The sequence below is a fragment of the Microbacterium halophytorum genome, assembly GCF_002970975.1.
In the GTDB taxonomy this organism is placed as follows: Bacteria; Actinomycetota; Actinomycetes; order Actinomycetales; family Microbacteriaceae; genus Microbacterium; species Microbacterium halophytorum.
In genome coordinates, this window is the sequence record NZ_PNFA01000006.1 from 14,504 (window position 1) to 31,860 (window position 17,357).

The window sequence follows — 17,357 nt, forward strand, 5'->3', positions numbered from 1 at the left end:
AGCCGCGATGAGCGCGCACGTCTACCTCGATCACGCTGCGACGACGCCGCTGCGCGACGAGGTGCGCGACGCGTGGCTCGAGGCACAGAGCGTCCTGGGGAACGCATCGTCGATCCACGGCGCCGGTCAGCGCGCGCGGCGCGCCCTCGAGGACGCCCGCGAACGGCTCGCCGCGGTGCTCGGCTGCCAACCCATCGAGGTCGTGCTCACGAGCGGCGGCACCGAGTCGGTGTCGCTCGCGCTCCAGGGGCTGTGGCGCCGCCGCGCGCCCGGTGCCGACGGCATCGTCCTACCGGACGGCGAGCACCACGCGAGCCTCGACACGGTCGAGTGGCTCGCGAAGCGCGAGGGCGCGCGCGTGACGCCCGTGGCGCTCGATCCCTGGGGACGGATCGACCCGGACGCGTTCCGCGAAGCGCTGCGCGTCGGCTCCACGGGAGAGGAGCTGCGCGACCGCGTGCCTCATCCGGGGGCGGATCCGTCGCGCCGTGACGACGCAGGCGATGTGCCGCCGGCGGGCGTCGGCGGGCGGGACGTTGCATCGCCGATCCTGGTCGCTCGTCAGGCGCCGGTGTCGGATGGGCGCGACGGGGGCGCCGGGCCATTCGCCCGTGCCGCGCTCGCGACGGCGCTCGTCGCGGCGAACGAGACGGGCACCCTGAACGACGCCACGGGGCTCGCACGGGCCGCGGCCGAGGCGGGAGTTCCGCTGCACCTCGACGCCGTCGCGGCGCTCGGGCACGCTCCGGTCGCGTTCGACCTGTGGCGCGGAGGCGCCGAGCCCGGGGTGGGGCTCGTTGCGATGAGCGTCTCCGGGCACAAGATCGGCGCGCCCGTCGGCACGGGCGCGCTCGTGGTCTCGCGCACGATCGATATCGAGCCCCTGCTGCACGGCGGCGGCCAGCAGCGCGGGCTTCGATCGGGCACCCAGGACATCGCGGGGGCCGCTGCGCTCGCGCGCGCCGCCGAGCTCGCGGAGGCGGAGCGGGGGGCCGAGACGGAGCGGCTGTGGGGGCTCCGTCACCGATTCCTCGCGCGGCTGGGGCGCGACATGCCCGAGGCGGTCGTGCTCGGGCATCCGGATGACCGACTCCCGGGCACGATCCACCTGCACCTGCCGGGGGCATCCGGCGAATCGCTGCTGTTCCTGCTCGACCAGCGCGGCATCTCGGTGTCGACGGGGTCGGCCTGCCAGGCCGGCGTCGCCGAGCCGAGCCACGTCGTGATGGCGCTCGGCTACGGCCAGGCGGAAGCGTCGCAGGTGCTGCGCATCAGCTTCGGCCGCACGACGACCTCCGCCGACGTCGACGCGCTCGCCGAGGCGCTGCCGGAGGCCTACCGCCGGCTGGTCTGATCGCTCGGGCGCGCCCTCCTGGTCTGACCGCTCAGGTGACCCGATGGGTGGGTCACGCCGCGCCCCAACCCGCATGCAGCGGCACCGGAACGGCCGGTCGTCCGCTCTGGTGCGCCGTGTTGCGGGTGGGGAGCGCTCTGACCGCACGAAGCGGCACCCGAGGGCTGTCTCCGCGCTGACCCTCCGCCCAGGGGTGGCGCGTACCCTGGTTCTATGCGTGTTCTAGCGGCGATGAGCGGCGGCGTCGACTCCGCCGTGGCGGCGGCCAGGGCCGTCGAGGCAGGCCACGAGGTCGTGGGCGTGCACCTCGCGCTCTCGCGCGCGGGCGGTACGCTGCGCGCCGGCAGTCGCGGCTGCTGCACGATCGAGGATTCGATGGATGCCCGCCGCGTCTCCGATAAGCTCGGCATCCCGTTCTACGTATGGGACTTCTCCGAGCGCTTCCGCGAAGACGTCATCGACGACTTCATCGACGAGTACCGTGCGGGGCGCACTCCGAACCCGTGCATGCGCTGCAACGAGAAGATCAAGTTCGCGGCTCTCTTGGAGCGCGCCATCGAGCTCGGCTTCGACGCCGTCTGCACGGGCCACTACGCCACGCTCATCGAGGGGGAGCGCGGCCTCGAGCTGCACCGCTCGAGCGAGGAGGCGAAGGACCAGTCGTACGTGCTGGGCGTGCTGACGGCCGAGCAGCTCGCGCACTGCATGTTCCCGCTGGGCGAGACGCCGCAGAAGGCGCTCGTGCGCGCCGAGGCCGAGCGCCGGGGGCTCGCCGTCGCCTCGAAGCCCGACAGCTACGACATCTGCTTCATCCCGGATGGCGACACACGCGGCTGGCTGGCCGAGAAGGTCGGCGAGGAGCAGGGCGAGATCGTCGACCGCTCCGGCGCCGTGGTGGGCTCGCACGAGGGCGCACACGCGTTCACGGTCGGCCAGCGCCGGGGCCTGAAGCTGGGGGTGCCGGCGCCCGACGGCAAGCCGCGCTTCGTGCTCGAGGTGCGACCGGTGTCGAACCAGGTCGTCGTCGGGCCGAAGGAGGCGCTCGCCGTCGCCGAGCTCGCCGGGTCCCGGTACACCTGGGCGGGCGCCGCGCCGCTCGACCCCGAGGCTGCGTTCGCCTGCGATGCGCAGGTGCGCGCCCATGGCGAGCCCGTGCCCGCGACGGCGCGGGTCGAGGCGGGCGAGCTCGTCGTCGAGCTGCGCGACCCCCTGACGGGCGTCGCCCCCGGCCAGACCGCCGTACTCTACGACGGCACCCGCGTGATCGGCCAGTGCACGATCGACCGCACGGTGTCTGCCGTGCCCGTCGCGGCATAGCCCACCGCGCCGCGACGGTCTGCACACCGCGCCCGGTCGCAGATGACGCGCTTCGGGAACTTCGCACAGCGCGGAGCCTGCGATGGCGACGTCGGGGGTGGACGGGAAGCCGTTGCGGTCGCAAGCACGGCTCTGTCGGGGCGACCCGACGTGCGCGATCTGCCACGGGGCGGTCCGTGCGCGATGCCGGTGGGGACGGATGAGGCGTCACGGCTGGGTATTCGGCGCATGCGGCAGAAGTCATAACTCTGCCCTCTGGTGGCCATAGGAGCCGCATAGGGTTCGCCCGTTCACTGGTGGTCGAACGAAAGGTGAACAATGCCAGACCCGACGATGCTCCTCATCGACCTCGCCGCCATCACTGTGCTGACGGTAGCGATCTACTTCCGACGCCACCGCCGACGCGACCTCGTCGTCGCGTTCTTCGGGGTGAACGTCGGCGTATACGCCGTTGCGTATGTGCTCGCCACGGGGTCGGTCGCCGCCGGGCTCGGACTGGGGCTGTTCGGCGTGCTGTCGATCATCCGGCTGCGCTCGAGCGAGATCTCGCAGCGCGAGGTCGCCTACTACTTCGCGGCGCTCGCGATCGGCCTGATCGCCGGACTCTCGACGACCTTCTCGGTGTGGCCGACCCTGCTCATCGCCGTGATCGTCGCGGTCCTGGCGATCATCGACCACCCCGGCCTGTTCGCCGCGACTCGGCAGCGCACCGTCAACCTCGACGAGGCGATCGTCGATGAGGACGAGCTGCGCGGCGTGCTCTCGGAGCGGCTCGGGGGCGAGGTCAAGGCCCTCACGGTGCAGCACATCGACTTCGTCAACGACACCACGCTGGTCGACGTGCGCTACCGCGCGGCGCGCAGCACGGCTCGCTCCGCGGCGCGCACCGCCTCGCGAACGGCGGTCGGCGCGTGAGCGGCGCGATCGACCTGCGCCGGCAGGCGGGCGACGCGAGCGGTGCGAGCACCCGGACGGTGCAGCGCGGCGCCCGCACGGCGCCGAGCCGCGCGCACGGCACCGGCCGCACGGGTGTGCCCGCGGTCGACCCCGCCGTCGAAGCCGCCGCACGTTTCGCCCCGATCTCGCTCGAGGAGCTGATCGCCGAGGCGGAGCTGCTCACTCGTGTCGACCGCAAGTACCTCGTGCCGATCGACCAACTCGGAGCCCTGCTCGGCGGCCTCGGTTCGGCGACCCGAGTGCTCGAGATCCAGGGCGAGCGCGGCAGCGCCTACGCCTCGATGTACTTCGACACCCCGGGACTGCTGAGCTACCGCCTCGCGGCGCGGGGCCGGCGTCGGCGCTTCAAGCTGCGCTCGCGCCATTACGTCGACACGGGCGACGCGTTCCTCGAGATGAAGACGAAGGGCGCGCGGGGCGCCACAGTGAAGGAGCGCATCCCGCACCCCGTCGACGCGGTCGACGAGCTCACGCCGGACGGCAGGGAGTATGCCGCCATCGGCATGCGGGCGCTCGGCCTCGACACCGACGCCGCCGACGCGCTCCGGCCCGTGCTGCGCACGACGTATCGCCGCACGACGCTGCTGCTTCCGGACGGCGGTCGCGCGACGGTCGACACCGAGCTCGCCTGGGAGGGCGTGGACGGCGCCCGGCTCGACACGCCCCGCCTCGCGATCGTCGAGACCAAGTCGGCCTCCCGGCCATCCGGTTTCGACCGACGTCTGTGGCGCTCCGGCATCCGGCCCGACGGCATCAGCAAGTTCGCCACGGGGCTCGCCGCCATGCACCCCGAGCTGCCCTCCAACAAGTGGAGCCGCGTGCTCCGCACCCACTTCGCCCGCTGATGGGCATCGCGGCGGGCATGAATCGTCGCCCGCCGCATGACGGAAGACCCCACGAAGGAGACCCACCATGAGCACCGAACCCCACCCCCATTTCCGCCCTCGTATGCGCGCCGTGGCCGGCCTCGGCATCACGTTCGCCGCCGGCGTCGCCGTGCTCGCGGGCTGCGCCACGGCTGGTGCTGACGCCACGGAGGCGTCGACCGAGCCGACGCAGACCTCGGCGGAGACCCGGCCCGAGAACGTACAGGCGATCATCGACGAGAACTCCGACCAGACGGTCGTGAAGGACGACGAATGGTCGGCCGACGACGCACAGGACGTCGCACTGACAGGCGACGGCGTGGAGGCGGATGCCGGGGGCGTGAGCGCGTCGGACGGGACCGTGACGATCTCCGAGGCCGGCGTCTACCGTCTCAGCGGCGAGCTGGATGGCTCGATCGTGATCGACGCCGCAGACGACGCGCAGGTCGTGGTGATCCTCGACGGCGCGACGATCAGCGCCGAGGGCGGCCCGGCGATCTCGTCGATCGCGGCGGACGACGTTGCGATCCACCTCGCCGACGGCTCCCACAACACGGTCTCGTCTACGGGGACGTACGACGAGGACGCGGATGCGAACGCCGCGATCTATGCCGACAACGACCTCACGATCTCGGGCACGGGCGCGCTCACGGTGAACGGCGAGGCGAACGACGGGATCACGAGCAAGGATGACCTCGTCGTGCTCGACGGAGCGATCTCGGTCACGGCCGCCGACGACGGCCTGCGCGGCAAGGACTCGCTCACGGTGCGCGGCGGTGACATCACCGTCGGCGCGGGCGGCGATGGACTCACGAGCGACCAGGACGAGGACGAGACGAAAGGCTGGACTCTGATCGAGGGCGGCACCCTCGACATCACGGCGAGCAGCGACGGCATCGACGGCTTCACCGATGTCGTCATCACCGACGGTGAGGTCACGATCTCGTCGGACGAGGGCCTTGAGGCCGGCAGCATCGGCATCACGGGTGGCACGATCGACATCACCGCAACGGACGACGGGATCAACGGCTCGGACGGATCGACTGACAGCTCGACGACGGACACCGCTGGTGGCGCGAGCGATGGGTCGGGGGAGAGCGCCGAGCCTTCCGAGGAGGCGACCGACTCGTCCAGCGGAACAGCAGCAGCCGCGACCAACGCGGAGGACGAGGCGGCCGCCCCCGGCGGGGCCGCTCAGGGCACGCGGCCCGAGCCCCCGACCGATGGCGAGATGCCGGGCGGCGGGCAGCGCCCGAGTGGCGAGCTGCCGACCGACGGCGACATGCCGCAGCGCGGCGGCGGAATGGGCGGTGAGATGGCGGACACCGGCGAGTGGGTCCTGATCGAGGGCGGCGAGGTCACGATCGATGCCGGCGGCGACGGGCTCGACTCGAACGGTTCGCTCGACATCTCGGGAGGCAGGGTCGTCGTCTCCGGCCCGGCGAACGCCGGCAACGGCGCGCTCGACGTGAGCGGCACGCTCACGACGAGCGGCGGCACGCTCGTCGCGTTCGACTCGGGCGGCATGAGCCAGGCTCCGTCGGCGGACTCCGAGCAGGCGTGGGTCGCGGCCTCCGCCGCGGGTGAGGCCGGCCAGTCGGTCGAGGTCACGGATGCGAACGGCGCCGTGATCTGGCAGGGTGACGCCGCGAAGGCCTTCGGCGCGGTCATCGTCTCGACACCGGATGTCGCGATCGGCGGTACGTACACGGCCGTGGTCGACGGCACGGAGTCGGCGGCGGCCACCGCCGGCGAGGCGATCGCCGGCGGGATGGGCGGCGGCCCGCGGGGCTGACGTGCAGCGTGTCGGCGACGAGGGCATATCTCTCGATTCCGACCCACTGCGTTGGCCTGAGTACCTGCACGCGTTTCGCTCCTCGGTCGGCCGGCAGAGCCTGCTTCCCCTGGGCGCAGCGATCAGGCACACGCCGGGTAGGCTCACGCCGCCCGAGAGGCTCCGCGCGATGCGAAGCAGCTCGTGGACGGGGCAGTCGGGACGCGCGCCGATCCGATTCAAGAGACACGCCCGAGCCCGCGGCAGTCGTCGTTGCAACGCATGCGCTGTCGATGCGGGCTGTGCGACGGCTGCGCTGGGCCTCGAGCTGGCTCCAGACGAGGGGAGTCAATCCCGCTGAAAGATGGCGAGAGGGCGTTGTTTCCGATGCATTGGTGGTTCATTCCGACCACGGGGGCGGCCAAGGTGCGGGCGAGCACCTTGGCCGCTCCCGGCGTCAGAGGGCGTTCTTCAGCCCGACGACGCGCTCGACGATCGCCACGATGACGACCGAGAACAGGATGAGGACCACCGAGAGAGCGGCGACCACGGCATCCGCCGAGTTCTCGACGTACCGCAGCACGTAGACCGGCAGCGTCGGGGCTCCGGACTCCGCGACGAAGAGCGATATCACTGCCTCGTCGAACGACACGATGAATGCCATCACACCGCCGGCGATGACGCCCGGCCGGATGATCGGCAACGTGACCCGTCGGAAGACGGTGAACGCGTCGGCCCCCAGCACTCGGGCTGCCTCCTCGCACGAGGTGTCTGCCGTCTGCATCGCCGTCAGCGTCGTGCGGATCACATAGGGCACGGTGATCGCGATGTGCCCGATCACGATGCTCGCGTACGTGTTCGTCAGGCCCAGCGGCCCGAGCACCAGCACGAGGCCGAGCGCGAGCACGATCGTCGGCACGAGCAGCGGCGACAGGAAGAAGCCCGCCACCGCGCCCTTGCCGGGAAACTCGTATCGGTCGATCGCGAGCGTCGCGGGCACTCCGATCGCCAGCACGATCAGAGTGGTGATCGATGCCGTGATCAGGCTGGTCCTCAGCCCATCCATGAACTGCGCCTGCTCGGGCAGGGCCTTGTACCAGTCGAGCGTGAACCCCTCTGGAGGGAACGACAGGTACTGATTCGAACTGAACGAGATCACGAAGACGATCGCAAGCGGTGCCAACAGGAAGACGTACGCCAGGACGACGACGATCTTGAACAGCAGGCCGCCGTACGCGAACTTCTTCTTGAACGGAACGGGTGCAGCAGTCATGTCAGCTCATGCCTCCGAGCTTTTTCGCAAGGGCCTGATACACCGCGACGACGGTGCCGAACAGAACGAGCAGGATGATGGCAAGCGCTGAGGCGAACGGCCAGTTCAGTAGGCCGGTCGCCTGGTCGTAGATCTCGGTCGCGAGCACCTGCACGACGCCGCCGCCCAGGAGCCGTGGCGTGACGAAGGTGCTGATCGAGAGCACGAAGACCAACAGGAAAGCGGTGAGCACACCGGGAAGGCTGAGCGGGAAGGTGATGCGGAAGAACACCTTCGCCCTATTCGCTCCGAGTGAGCCGGCGGCCTCCTCGAGCTGGGTGCTGATGCGCCCGAAGCCCGACATCATCGCGAGGATCGCGTACGGCATGAAGATCTCGACCAGCCCGATGATGACGCCCGTCATGTTGTTCGCCATCGGGATCGGCGCGTCGATCAGGCCGACGCCGAGCAGGCTCGAGTTGACGAGCCCGTCGTCGTTCAACAGCACCATCCAGCCGTACGTGCGCACGACCGAGCTCGTCAGCAGCGGTGCCAGCGCCATCGCGAGGAGCACGCCGGACCACTTGCTCTGCGTGCGCGCGAGGAACAGGGCGATCGGATACGACACCACGATGCAGAGCACGCCGACGACGAGCCCCATCAAGAACGTGTCGACCGTGACCTGCCAGTAGTACGCGTCGGTGAGCGGCTCGAGGATCGTCTGGAACGTGAACGTCTCGACGACGATGCCGTTCCCTGAGCCCTCGTTGAACGCCATCCGGATCATGTATGCCAGCGGGAACACGAAGCTCACGGCCAGCCCGATCAGGCCAGGAACGACGAGCGTCAGTGCGGTCAGGCGTGAGCGACGCCTGGTGCGTCGCTCCTGCTCGCCCTGCTCGCGGTGCGGTCCCGTGCCCCGGACGGACGCGATCGTCTGCGTCGCACTCATGGCGCCGCGTCCTCGACTGGTTCCGGCAGCACGAGTGCGTCTTCTGGGCGCCACGAGATGATCGCGGCGTCGCCGACGGACATCCGGTCGGTGCCGCTGGTGAGGCGTTCCGCCGTGAACGATGTCTCGCCGACGCGCACCCGGTACGACAGGGAGTCGCCGGTGTAACTGAGCGACTCTATGGTGCCACGCAAGCCGGCGGCGGCGGCGGCCGGTTCTGCGCCCAGGCGATGGGGCCGGATCAGGAGCGTGCGCCGACCCGTGAGTCCGGGCGAGCCGATCGCGGGATGAACCCCGAACCCGGGAACGTCGACTCGGTACCGTGAGTCGGCGCCCGACTGCCGCTGCTCGTCCACGATCGTCACGGTGAGCAGGTTCGCCCGCCCGATGAAGTTCGCGACGAACCGTGTGCGCGGCCGTTCGTACACCTCGATCGGGGAGCCGAACTGCTCGATCAGCCCGCCGTTCATCACAGCGATGCGATCGGACATGTCGAGCGCCTCGTCCTGATCGTGCGTCACGAACAGGGTCGTGGCACCCGTGCGCTGCTGGATCTGCCGGATCTCGGCGCGCATTGTCTCGCGGAGCTTGGCGTCGAGGTTCGACAGCGGCTCGTCGAGCAGCAGGAGAGTGGGCTCGACCACGAGCGCGCGGGCGAGGGCGATCCGCTGTTGCTGGCCGCCGGAGAGCGCCCTGGTCTGACGCTTCGCGAGGTGCTCGAGCTGCACCATCTCGAGCGCACGGTGCACGAGGCGATCCTGCTCCTGCTTCGGCTTCTTGCGCATCTGCAGGCCGAACGCCACGTTCTCGTGTACGTTCATGTGCGGGAAGAGCGCATACGACTGGAACACCATGCCCATGCCGCGCTTGTGCACAGGGGTGTTCGTGATGTCGGCGCCGTCGACCATGATCTGGCCAGCGGTCGGGTCCATCAGCCCCGCGACCATGCGCAGCGTGGTGGTCTTGCCGCAGCCCGAGGGGCCGAGGAGGGACACCAGGTGCCCCTCCTCGACGTGCATGTCGAGGCGGTCTACGGCCGGGGCGATGCCCTGCGCGTACTGCTTGGTGAGACCGACCAGCGACAGTTTGTGAGTGCCGTTGTCAGCCACCGATGACCTCGCGCTTCCAGCGGTCGGTCCACTCGCCGCTCACCGTGCCGAGCCAGGCGGGGTCGAGCTGCAGAACCTTCAACGACCCGTCGGTCTTCACGACCCGGTCGGCGACCTCCGCCGGCAGTTCCACATCCGTGCTCGGCGCGTAATAGAGCGCTTCGGCGAACGCGACCTGCGCCTCGTCGGAGAGCGCATAGTCCATGAACGTCTTGGCGGGCTCGGGATTCGGCGCTTCGGCCGACAGGTTGATCGCGTTCATCTGGTACACCGTGCCCTCCTCGGGGAAGGCGATGCCCAGCTTGCCGTCGCTCTCGTCCGAGTAGTACTGGCCGCGGGCGTTCTGCCCGAGACCCAGAACACTCTGGCCGGTGATGATGCTCTGGTACTCATCCGGGTTCGGCGCGAAGGACTGGATGTTCGGCGCGAGCTCGGCGAGTCTGGCGATCGACTTGTCGATCGACTTCGTGTAGTCTTCGCCGAGCATCTCCGACGTGATCGCGGTGAGGTCGATGCCGAGGGCCGACGGCGGCGCCACGACCTGCACCTTGCCCGCGTACGTGTCGTCCCAGAGGATCTCCCAACTGGTGGGCGGCTCGGGGATCGTCTCGGTGTCGTAGAGCAGGCCGACGGCATCGAGTCCGACGAGCGGGCCGTAGCCGTCGGCGTTCAGGAACTCGTCCCTCACCTTCGCGATGTTCGGGACGTCCGCCTCGCTGACTTCCGCGAACAGGCCCTGTTGGTTCCCGCTGTCGGAGACCGAGCTGTCCATGATCGCGACGTCGGTGATGGGGTTCCCGCCCTCCGCCTGGATCGCGCTGAGCATCTCGGCGGAGGACCGCTTCGACGAGTAGTTGATCGTGATGTCCGGGTACTTCTCGAGGAACGGGTCGATGACGGCCGTCTGGTACTGCTCCTGCCAGATGCCGGCGTACCCGATGATGTTGACCTCGCCGGATTCGGGGCTGCTGCTCGTTTCTTCGCTACCGCCGCCGCAGCCGGCGAGCGTGAGAACGCCTGCTGCGGCTACGGCCATGAACGTCGCAATGCGACGGGAGGTGATTGCGGGCATGTGCGTGTCCTTCGTGTCGTGCGCCCAGGTGCGAGGGCGGCGGCTGACAGGACGTCGGGATTCCAACGTCTTCGTTGGCGTTCGGGGAACCGGCATCGTCCCCTCCGCTGTCAGCAACGTAGGAACTGCAGAGCGCCAGGGCGAGGTTTATGCCAGATCTGTGCCATGTCATCCTGGACAACATCAGTGAGGCAGGGGGCTGTTGCAGTTTTGTGCACGATGCTCGGCACGAACTATGCCAGGCCATAGAGTGCCGGATGCCGCGCCTCACCGCGCTGGTGCAACCTGCGGGAGCCGGGACTTCAGAAACCGAACCGAATTGATGAAGTCGATGTCCTCCTGCGGCTCGCGCTTGGGCTCGACGGTCAGCGTGCCCCGGTAGTCGTCGGCGAGCAGAGCGCTGACCTGGCCGGCGATGTCCGTCTCGCCGGTTCCGAAGTGCTGCCAGCGCATCTCGCCGTCGATGAACGTTCCGTCCTTCAGGTGCACGTTCCGGATGTGGGGGCGCAGCAGCTGGTAGCTCTCCGAGAAGTGCTTCCGCTCGGCCTCGTAGATGTTGCCCGTGTCCCAGATCAGACCGAAGTTGCTCCGGCCGACGCCCTCGAGCAGTGCAAGGCAGTTCTCGCCCGTGTCGGCCCACGAGCCGGGCAGCGGCTCCAGCTGCACCTCGAACCCGCGAGCCGCGGCGATATCGGCGGTCTCCCCGAGGAGGTCGATGACGCGGGCACGGTCCGAGGGCTGATCGAGACGGCTGCGCTCGACGCCGAAGGTGACGAGCGTGCTCACGCCGATGCGTTCGGCCAGATCGAGGCTCATCGACAGCAGTTCATTGCCGTGCAGGCCGATCAGGTCGCTGTACAGGTCGGCCTTGTACAGCCCGGGGGAGACGGTCGAGTACGTGATGCCGAACTGCTGGGCGTACGACTTCAACCGGTCCCACGCGGCCGCTTCGACGACGGGGAAGCGCTTGGCCTCGACCATGCGGATCTCGAAGTTCGAGATGCCTTCTTCTGCGGCCATCCGGAAGATCTTCGGGAACGCGCCGGCGGATCGATCGGGAGTGACTTCATCGGTGACAGTGGACAGGATCATGTGTGTGCTTTCGGTTCGTGTGCGAGCGGGGGTCAGCCCTTGACGGCGCCCGTGGTCATGCCGCGGACGAGCGAGTTCTGGAGGAGGAGGTAGACGACGAGGCTGGGGACGAGCGCGAGGAAGGCACCGGCGAGCAGGACGCCGGTGCCGACTTCCACGTCGGCGCGCAGGCTGCTCAGGGCGACGGTCACGGTGTAGTCGTCAGCGCTGTTCGCCGCGATGAGCGGGAGCAGGTACTGATCCCAAACGCTGATGAACCCGAAGATCGTGACGACTCCGAGCGCGGGCTTGCACAGCGGGAGGATGATCTGGAACAGGATCCGCATGTCTCCGGCCCCGTCGATCCGCGCCGCTTCCTCGAGCTCGTCGGGGATGTCGCGCATGAAGGCGGTCATCACGAGGATCGAGAAGGCGTTGGCCGCGACGGGCAGGATGATCGCGAACACGGTGCCGCGCAGATTGATGCCGGTCAGCGGGACGTCGCCGAGCACTACGGCCAGGGGGACGGCGACGAGCTCCTCGGGGAGCATCATCGTCGCCAGGAACAGCCCGAGCACGATCGCCTGGCCCCGGAACCGGTGGCGCGCGAGCGCGTACCCCGCCGTGATCGCGACGAGCGTCTGCAGCAGCAGGCCGCCACCGGCGATGACGATGGAGTTCCAGAAGAAGCCCCAGATACCCTGCTCCGCAGCGACCTCGAAGTTGCGCATGCTCGGATTCGTGGGCCAGAGGGTCAGCCGCGTCGGGTCGGGGTTGAGGTCGAACGCGCCGGCGATGATCGTCAGGATCGGCCCGGCGAACACGTACAGGACGAGGACCGTCACGATGATGCGCAGCACCAGGGAGACCCAGTGATCGGACCGCCACCCCAGCGCCGTGTCGAACTGCTCCGCGTTGCCCACCTTGCGTCGGCGCCGACCGCGGTGCGCCGAGGTGACGATCGTCTCGGTCTCCGTCGTCGTGCTGGTCGCGTGGGGGAGCGTACGAGACATCAGGCGTCCTTCTTCCGTCGCATGACAGCCGCGGCGACCAGGGTGAGAACGACGGTGGCGACGAGGAGGATGATCGAGGCCGCCGCGGCCAGACCGAGCTCGTTCCGCTCGAAACCGAGCGAGTACGTCAGCGTCATCCAGACCTCGGTGGCACCGGACGGACCGCCGCTGGTGAGCACCCACACGTCGGTGAAGACGCGCAGGGCCTTGATCGCGGCGAGCACGATGACGATCGTGAACGCCGGCCGCAGCGCGGGGATCACGATGTAACGGAGGCGCTGCAGGGTGTTCACGCCGTCGATGGCCGCCGCCTCGTACAGGGAGCGGTCGACCCCGGCGAGCCCGGCGAGGATGATCACCATGTTGTACGGCGCGCCCTGCCAGATGCCGACGATCATCACGGACCAGAGTGCGACATCCGGGTCAGTGAGCCACCCGACCGGGGGTACCCCGAACAGCCCGACGACTGAGTTGAGGTAGCCGTCCGCCGCCGGGAAGTAGATGATGCGCCAGACCTCGGCGATCACGGCGGTCGCGGTGACGACCGGGAGGAACGCCGCCGTGCGGATGAACCACAGGTACCGGCTCGCTCCTTCGAGCAGCAGAGCCAGGACGAAGCCGCCCACGACGGCACCGAGCGCGGTCCCGACGCCGAGCACGATGGTGTGCCAGATCGCGCTGCCGAACTCCGGGTTGGTCAGCACCGAGACGTAGTTGTCCAGGCCGCCCCAGACATCGCCGAGGAACGGGCGGACCTCGTGGAAACTCATCTCCAACCCGGTGAACATCGGGATGAACTTGAAGTATGCGAACAGGAGCAGGCCGGGGAACAGGAAGCCCCAGACGATGACCGTCCTGCGGACGTTCCGGCCCCGATGGCGGCGACGAGCGGGCGGCGCCGCCGTCGCCGCGCTCGGTGCCCGATTCGGCGCGCTGACTGTCATCGCAGTGCGTCCTGTGCGGCGAGCTCGTCGTCGATCCGGTCGGCCAGATCGCCGAGCACGCCGGCGACGTCCTGCGAACATTCGCCGTACATCGCGTTGAAGGTCTCGGCGATGTCCTGTCGGATCGCCGTGAAGTCGATGTCCGAGGGGAACAGCTGCGAATCGGTCAGCTGCTCCTGGACGACGGCCCAGCGCTCGTCGCCGTAGATGGCGGCGGCGTCGAGGCTCTCGTTCACGGGGAGGCGCACCACCGGCTGGCCGGGAGCGGTCATCCCGATCTCCTGGCCCTCTGCGGAGATCAGGTACTCCGCGAGCGCCTGCTGCTGCTCCGGCTTGTCGCTCGATGCGCCGTAGTAGATCGAGGTGCGCTCGGCGAGCACCGTGCCGCCCGCGGGGCCCGCGGGCGCCGGGATCACCTCGTACGTGTCCTTGCCGGGCGCGTTGTCGAAGTTCGCGAACGCATACGGCCCGGTCTCGTAGATGCCGGCCTGGCCGTCGGCGAAGAACGGTGTGGCGCTCGCGTTGGTCAGGGCGCCCGGCTGAACCAGATCCGCCTCGCAGAACAGGCCCTGGAGCTGCTCGGCGGCGGCGACGCTCTCCGGGCTGTCGATCACCGCTTCGTACTTCCCGTCGCCTCCGTCGACGAAGTCACCGCCGAGCTGCCAGATCGGTGAGGCGAGCCACCAGGCGAAGTAGCCGCGGTCGGTGGTGCCGGGAACGGCCATGCCGTACGTGTCGCCGTCGACGCCGTTCCCGTCGGGATCCTCGGTCGCGAACGCCGCGGCGAGCTCGATCAGCTCCTCCCGGGTCTTCGGGACGTCTTGGCCGACGTTCTCGCGCCAGTCCTTCCGGATCATCGTCATCCGCGGGTGTTGGCTGAAGGGCACGCCGTAGTACTCGCCATCGGCCATCCTGACCGAGTCCCACGACTCGTCCGACATCTGATCGGCACCCGCCAGGGCATCGCGATCGACGGTGAGCAGCATTCCCTCGTTCACGTAGTTCGCCATGCTCGACTGGTCGTAGATCATGATGTCGGGCAGGTCGCCGGTGGCGGCGCGGGCGCGCAGCTGCGTCTCGAACTCGACGGTCGCGAGGTAGTCGACTTCGATCCCGGTCTTCGCGGTGAACGCCTCGAACACCGCCTCGTACGTGTTCGAGGCCTCGGGGCCGCTGCGCGACCAGACCTCGAGCGGCTCGCCGTCGTTCCCGCCGGCGTTGTCGGTGCTCCCACCGCCGCATGCGGACAGCACCAGCATCGTCGCGGTGCCCAGTGCGGCAATGGGGGCCAGGGTGCGCATTCGCTTCGTCATCGTTCTCTCGCCTCTCTCGGCAGGTCACGGACAGGCCTCGTCGCCTGCTCTCCGCAAAGCTATGCACGCTCCGGACGGAAGAACAGCGATTCGACCATGGGGGATCCTGATACCCGTATCGCGGTTCCGAGTGGCGGCGTCGTGATCGGTGCGGGACGGCATGCGCCGCGCGCGCTGGATACACTCGGCACGACCGGAACGGTGCGAAGGGACGGCGGCGAGATGGACGTGAAGAAGCTGGAGGCGTTCTGCAAGGCCGTCGACCTCGCGAGCATCTCGCGCGCGGCGGTCTCGCTGCATCTCACGCAGTCGGCGCTCAGCCAGCAGCTGTCGTCACTGGAAGCGTCGATGGGCACCCAGCTGCTCGCCCGCACGCTTCAGGGCGTGACGCCGACGCAGGCCGGCCTGATCCTGTATCGGCACGCGCAGTCGATCATCCGCAGCGTCGACGAGGCGATCGCGGACGTGCGCTCCGGCGGCGAGAACGTCAGCGGTCGGGTCTCGATCGGGCTCGCGCCGTACAGCCTGGCCGAAGCGCTCGCGGTGCCGCTGCTCGAAGAGGTGCGGCACGAGCATCCGAACGTCGCGGTCCATGTCCGGGAGAACTTCGGCGGTCTGCTGAGCGAGCAACTGGCGGCCGGTCAGATCGACATGGGCATCCTCTACACGCCGGTACCGCTGCGCGCCGTGCACGTCGAGCCGATCTACGTCGACGAGCTCCAGGTCGTGTCGCATGCGGATCGCGGCCTCGGCGATGTCGTTCGGTTCGTGCAGCTGACCGACATCGGTCTCTACGTCCCGACGAGGCAGCACGCGATACGCACGGCGGTCGACGCCGGTTTCGGTCGCCACGACACCTTCCCCCGGATCGCCGGCGAGATCGAGAGCATGCCCACTCTGATCGGTGTGATCGAGCGGGATCTGGGCATCGGGATCGTTCCGGCGACCTGCATTCCGCCGATTCCGAGCGGCTCCGACCTGCGCGTCAGCCGGTTGGACGAAGACTCCGTGGAGGTGCGGTTGGCGTTCTGCACGCCGGCGCACGCCGCGCAGACGCCGCAGGCCGCGGCGGTGGAACGCATCCTGAGGCGCCTCGTCGCGAGGCGCCTCCTGGGTCTGAGTGCCTGATGCCCCTCACACGCGCGGCGGCCGTGAGGGGCGTCAGGGGTCGGTCGAGCGCGGGTCAGTAGAACTCGACGGTGTCGACGACGTTGCGCAGCGGTTCGCCGTCGAGGAAGCGCCGAGCGTTGTGGGCGAACAGCTCGGCGATGCGACGCGGCTCCTCGGCCGAGAGCGCTGCCGTGTGGGGCGTGACGAGCACGCGCGGGTGCGACCAGAGCGGGCTGTCGGCGGCGAGGGGCTCGTGCTCGAACACGTCGAGGGCGGCGAACGAGACGCGCCCGTCGTCGAGCGCCGCGACCAGCGCCCGCTCATCGATCACCGTGCCGCGGCCGACGTTCGTGATGATCACGCCGGGCTTCGCGGCCGAGAGGAGGTCGGCGTCGATGAGGTGCCTCGTGCTGTCCGTTCCTGGAAGCGTCGCGACGACGGCATCGACCTCTCCGACGACGTCTCCGAGCTCCTCGAGCGGCACCACGCGATCGACGCCGTCGACCGCGCGACCGGAACGGCTCGTCCCCCACACGGTCGCTCCCAGAGCGGAGAAGCGAGCCGCCGCGGCGGCTCCGATGCCGCCGAGGCCGAGCACCAGAACGGTCATGTCCTCGACGTGCCGCATCTCCCAGCGGCCCTCCCATGTCCCGGACGCCTGGGCGGCGCGGATGCGGGGGAGGTCCTTCGCGCCCGCGAGCACGCCGAAGACGGCGTACTCCGCGAGCGTCGCGCCGTGCACCCCGGCAGAGGTCGTGAACACCACGCGATCGAGCTCGTCATCGCTGAGGCCGGCCGCCTTGACTTGGCCGCCGCCGCCCGCCGCCATGATCTGGACCCAGCGCAGCTTCGGGTTCGTGCGCACCGTCCGTGCGAGCGCGGCCGGGTCGACGTCGGGGATCGAGAACAGCACGTCAGCGGAATCGACCATCTCCTCGAAGCGTCGCTGCTCGTCCGGCGTGCGCACCTGTGCGGGGTCGCCGTCGAAGTCGGCCGCCCAGCGCATCGGCTTGTACAGCGAGTGATCCCTGACGACCTCGACGCGCGGTTCGAGGCGTTCGATCTCTCGGCACAGTTCCTCGGCGAGATCCGTGCCGACGACGACGCGCAGCCGGGGTGTGGAGTCAGTCATGTTCGTCCTGTTCTGCGGAGCGGAGCCGACCACGACGAGCCGTCGTCGGCGGATGGAGCCACCATCATTGCATGGCACAATGCGTGCCGAGATCGGGTGGTCAAACTGCCGATTTCTCGCA

General features: G+C 69.3%; 15 protein-coding genes. 6 read left to right on the forward strand and 9 right to left on the reverse strand.

Going from position 1 to position 17,357, the window contains the following annotated elements; translation table 11 throughout:
- The first annotated feature begins 7 nt into the window (after positions 1-7).
- The 5 genes from C0010_RS07355 (at position 8) to C0010_RS07375 (ending at position 6,289) form a co-directional block, all read left to right on the forward strand.
- Positions 8-1,354: a cysteine desulfurase family protein gene (locus tag C0010_RS07355; RefSeq protein WP_232531813.1), complete on the forward strand. Its 1,347-nt coding sequence runs from the start codon at positions 8-10 to the stop codon at positions 1,352-1,354.
- A gap of 213 nt (positions 1,355-1,567) precedes the next feature.
- The gene (gene mnmA / locus C0010_RS07360; protein WP_105566431.1) at positions 1,568-2,671 is read left to right on the forward strand and encodes a tRNA 2-thiouridine(34) synthase MnmA; all 1,104 of its coding nucleotides are present in this window, start codon (positions 1,568-1,570) and stop codon (positions 2,669-2,671) included.
- 318 nt (positions 2,672-2,989) lie between these two features.
- Entirely contained in the window at positions 2,990-3,586 is a 597-nt protein-coding gene (locus tag C0010_RS07365; protein ID WP_105566432.1) for a DUF4956 domain-containing protein, read from the forward strand.
- Positions 3,583-4,473, forward strand: coding sequence for a polyphosphate polymerase domain-containing protein (locus tag C0010_RS07370; RefSeq protein ID WP_232531814.1), 891 nt, complete (start codon positions 3,583-3,585; stop codon positions 4,471-4,473). The genes C0010_RS07365 and C0010_RS07370 overlap by 4 nt, the downstream gene beginning before the upstream one ends.
- A 67-nt stretch (positions 4,474-4,540) precedes the next feature.
- Positions 4,541-6,289: a carbohydrate-binding domain-containing protein gene (locus tag C0010_RS07375; RefSeq protein ID WP_105566433.1), complete on the forward strand. Its 1,749-nt coding sequence runs from the start codon at positions 4,541-4,543 to the stop codon at positions 6,287-6,289.
- Positions 6,290-6,725: 436 nt separating this feature from the next.
- On the opposite strand, the gene C0010_RS07380 is transcribed toward C0010_RS07375, so the two are convergent.
- The 8 genes from C0010_RS07380 to C0010_RS07415 form a co-directional block, all read right to left on the reverse strand.
- Positions 6,726-7,541, reverse strand: coding sequence for an ABC transporter permease (locus tag C0010_RS07380; RefSeq protein ID WP_105566434.1), 816 nt, complete (start codon positions 7,539-7,541; stop codon positions 6,726-6,728).
- Position 7,542: 1 nt separating this feature from the next.
- Complete coding sequence (locus C0010_RS07385) at positions 7,543-8,472, reverse strand: ABC transporter permease (RefSeq protein WP_105566435.1); 930 nt, start codon at positions 8,470-8,472, stop codon at positions 7,543-7,545.
- Positions 8,469-9,581: an ABC transporter ATP-binding protein gene (locus C0010_RS07390; RefSeq protein WP_232531816.1), complete on the reverse strand. Its 1,113-nt coding sequence runs from the start codon at positions 9,579-9,581 to the stop codon at positions 8,469-8,471. The genes C0010_RS07385 and C0010_RS07390 overlap by 4 nt, the downstream gene beginning before the upstream one ends.
- Positions 9,574-10,653, reverse strand: a complete 1,080-nt coding sequence (locus tag C0010_RS07395; RefSeq protein WP_158685363.1) for an extracellular solute-binding protein — start codon at positions 10,651-10,653, stop codon at positions 9,574-9,576. The genes C0010_RS07390 and C0010_RS07395 overlap by 8 nt, the downstream gene beginning before the upstream one ends.
- Before the next feature lie 267 nt (positions 10,654-10,920).
- Entirely contained in the window at positions 10,921-11,745 is an 825-nt protein-coding gene (locus tag C0010_RS07400; protein ID WP_105566437.1) for a sugar phosphate isomerase/epimerase family protein, read from the reverse strand.
- A gap of 32 nt (positions 11,746-11,777) precedes the next feature.
- Complete coding sequence (locus tag C0010_RS07405; RefSeq protein WP_105566438.1) at positions 11,778-12,737, reverse strand: carbohydrate ABC transporter permease; 960 nt, start codon at positions 12,735-12,737, stop codon at positions 11,778-11,780.
- Positions 12,737-13,681 (reverse strand): carbohydrate ABC transporter permease, encoded by a 945-nt coding sequence (locus tag C0010_RS07410; RefSeq protein WP_105566439.1) that lies wholly within the window; start codon positions 13,679-13,681, stop codon positions 12,737-12,739. The genes C0010_RS07405 and C0010_RS07410 overlap by 1 nt, the downstream gene beginning before the upstream one ends.
- On the reverse strand, positions 13,678-14,994 hold the full coding sequence (locus C0010_RS07415) for a sugar ABC transporter substrate-binding protein (protein ID WP_198410799.1): 1,317 nt from the start codon (positions 14,992-14,994) through the stop codon (positions 13,678-13,680). Before C0010_RS07415 ends, C0010_RS07410 begins: the two co-directional genes overlap by 4 nt.
- A 222-nt stretch (positions 14,995-15,216) precedes the next feature.
- Between C0010_RS07415 and C0010_RS07420 the strand changes: the two genes are divergently transcribed.
- A complete protein-coding gene (locus C0010_RS07420) occupies positions 15,217-16,122 on the forward strand; it encodes a LysR substrate-binding domain-containing protein (RefSeq protein ID WP_158685365.1) in 906 nt (301 codons plus the stop codon).
- Positions 16,123-16,177: 55 nt separating this feature from the next.
- Here the strand turns inward: C0010_RS07420 and C0010_RS07425 are convergent, their stop codons facing one another.
- Positions 16,178-17,236 carry a D-2-hydroxyacid dehydrogenase gene (locus tag C0010_RS07425; RefSeq protein ID WP_105566610.1) on the reverse strand — a complete coding sequence of 353 codons (1,059 nt, stop codon included), beginning with the start codon at positions 17,234-17,236 and terminating at the stop codon, positions 16,178-16,180.
- Positions 17,237-17,357 lie beyond the last annotated feature (121 nt).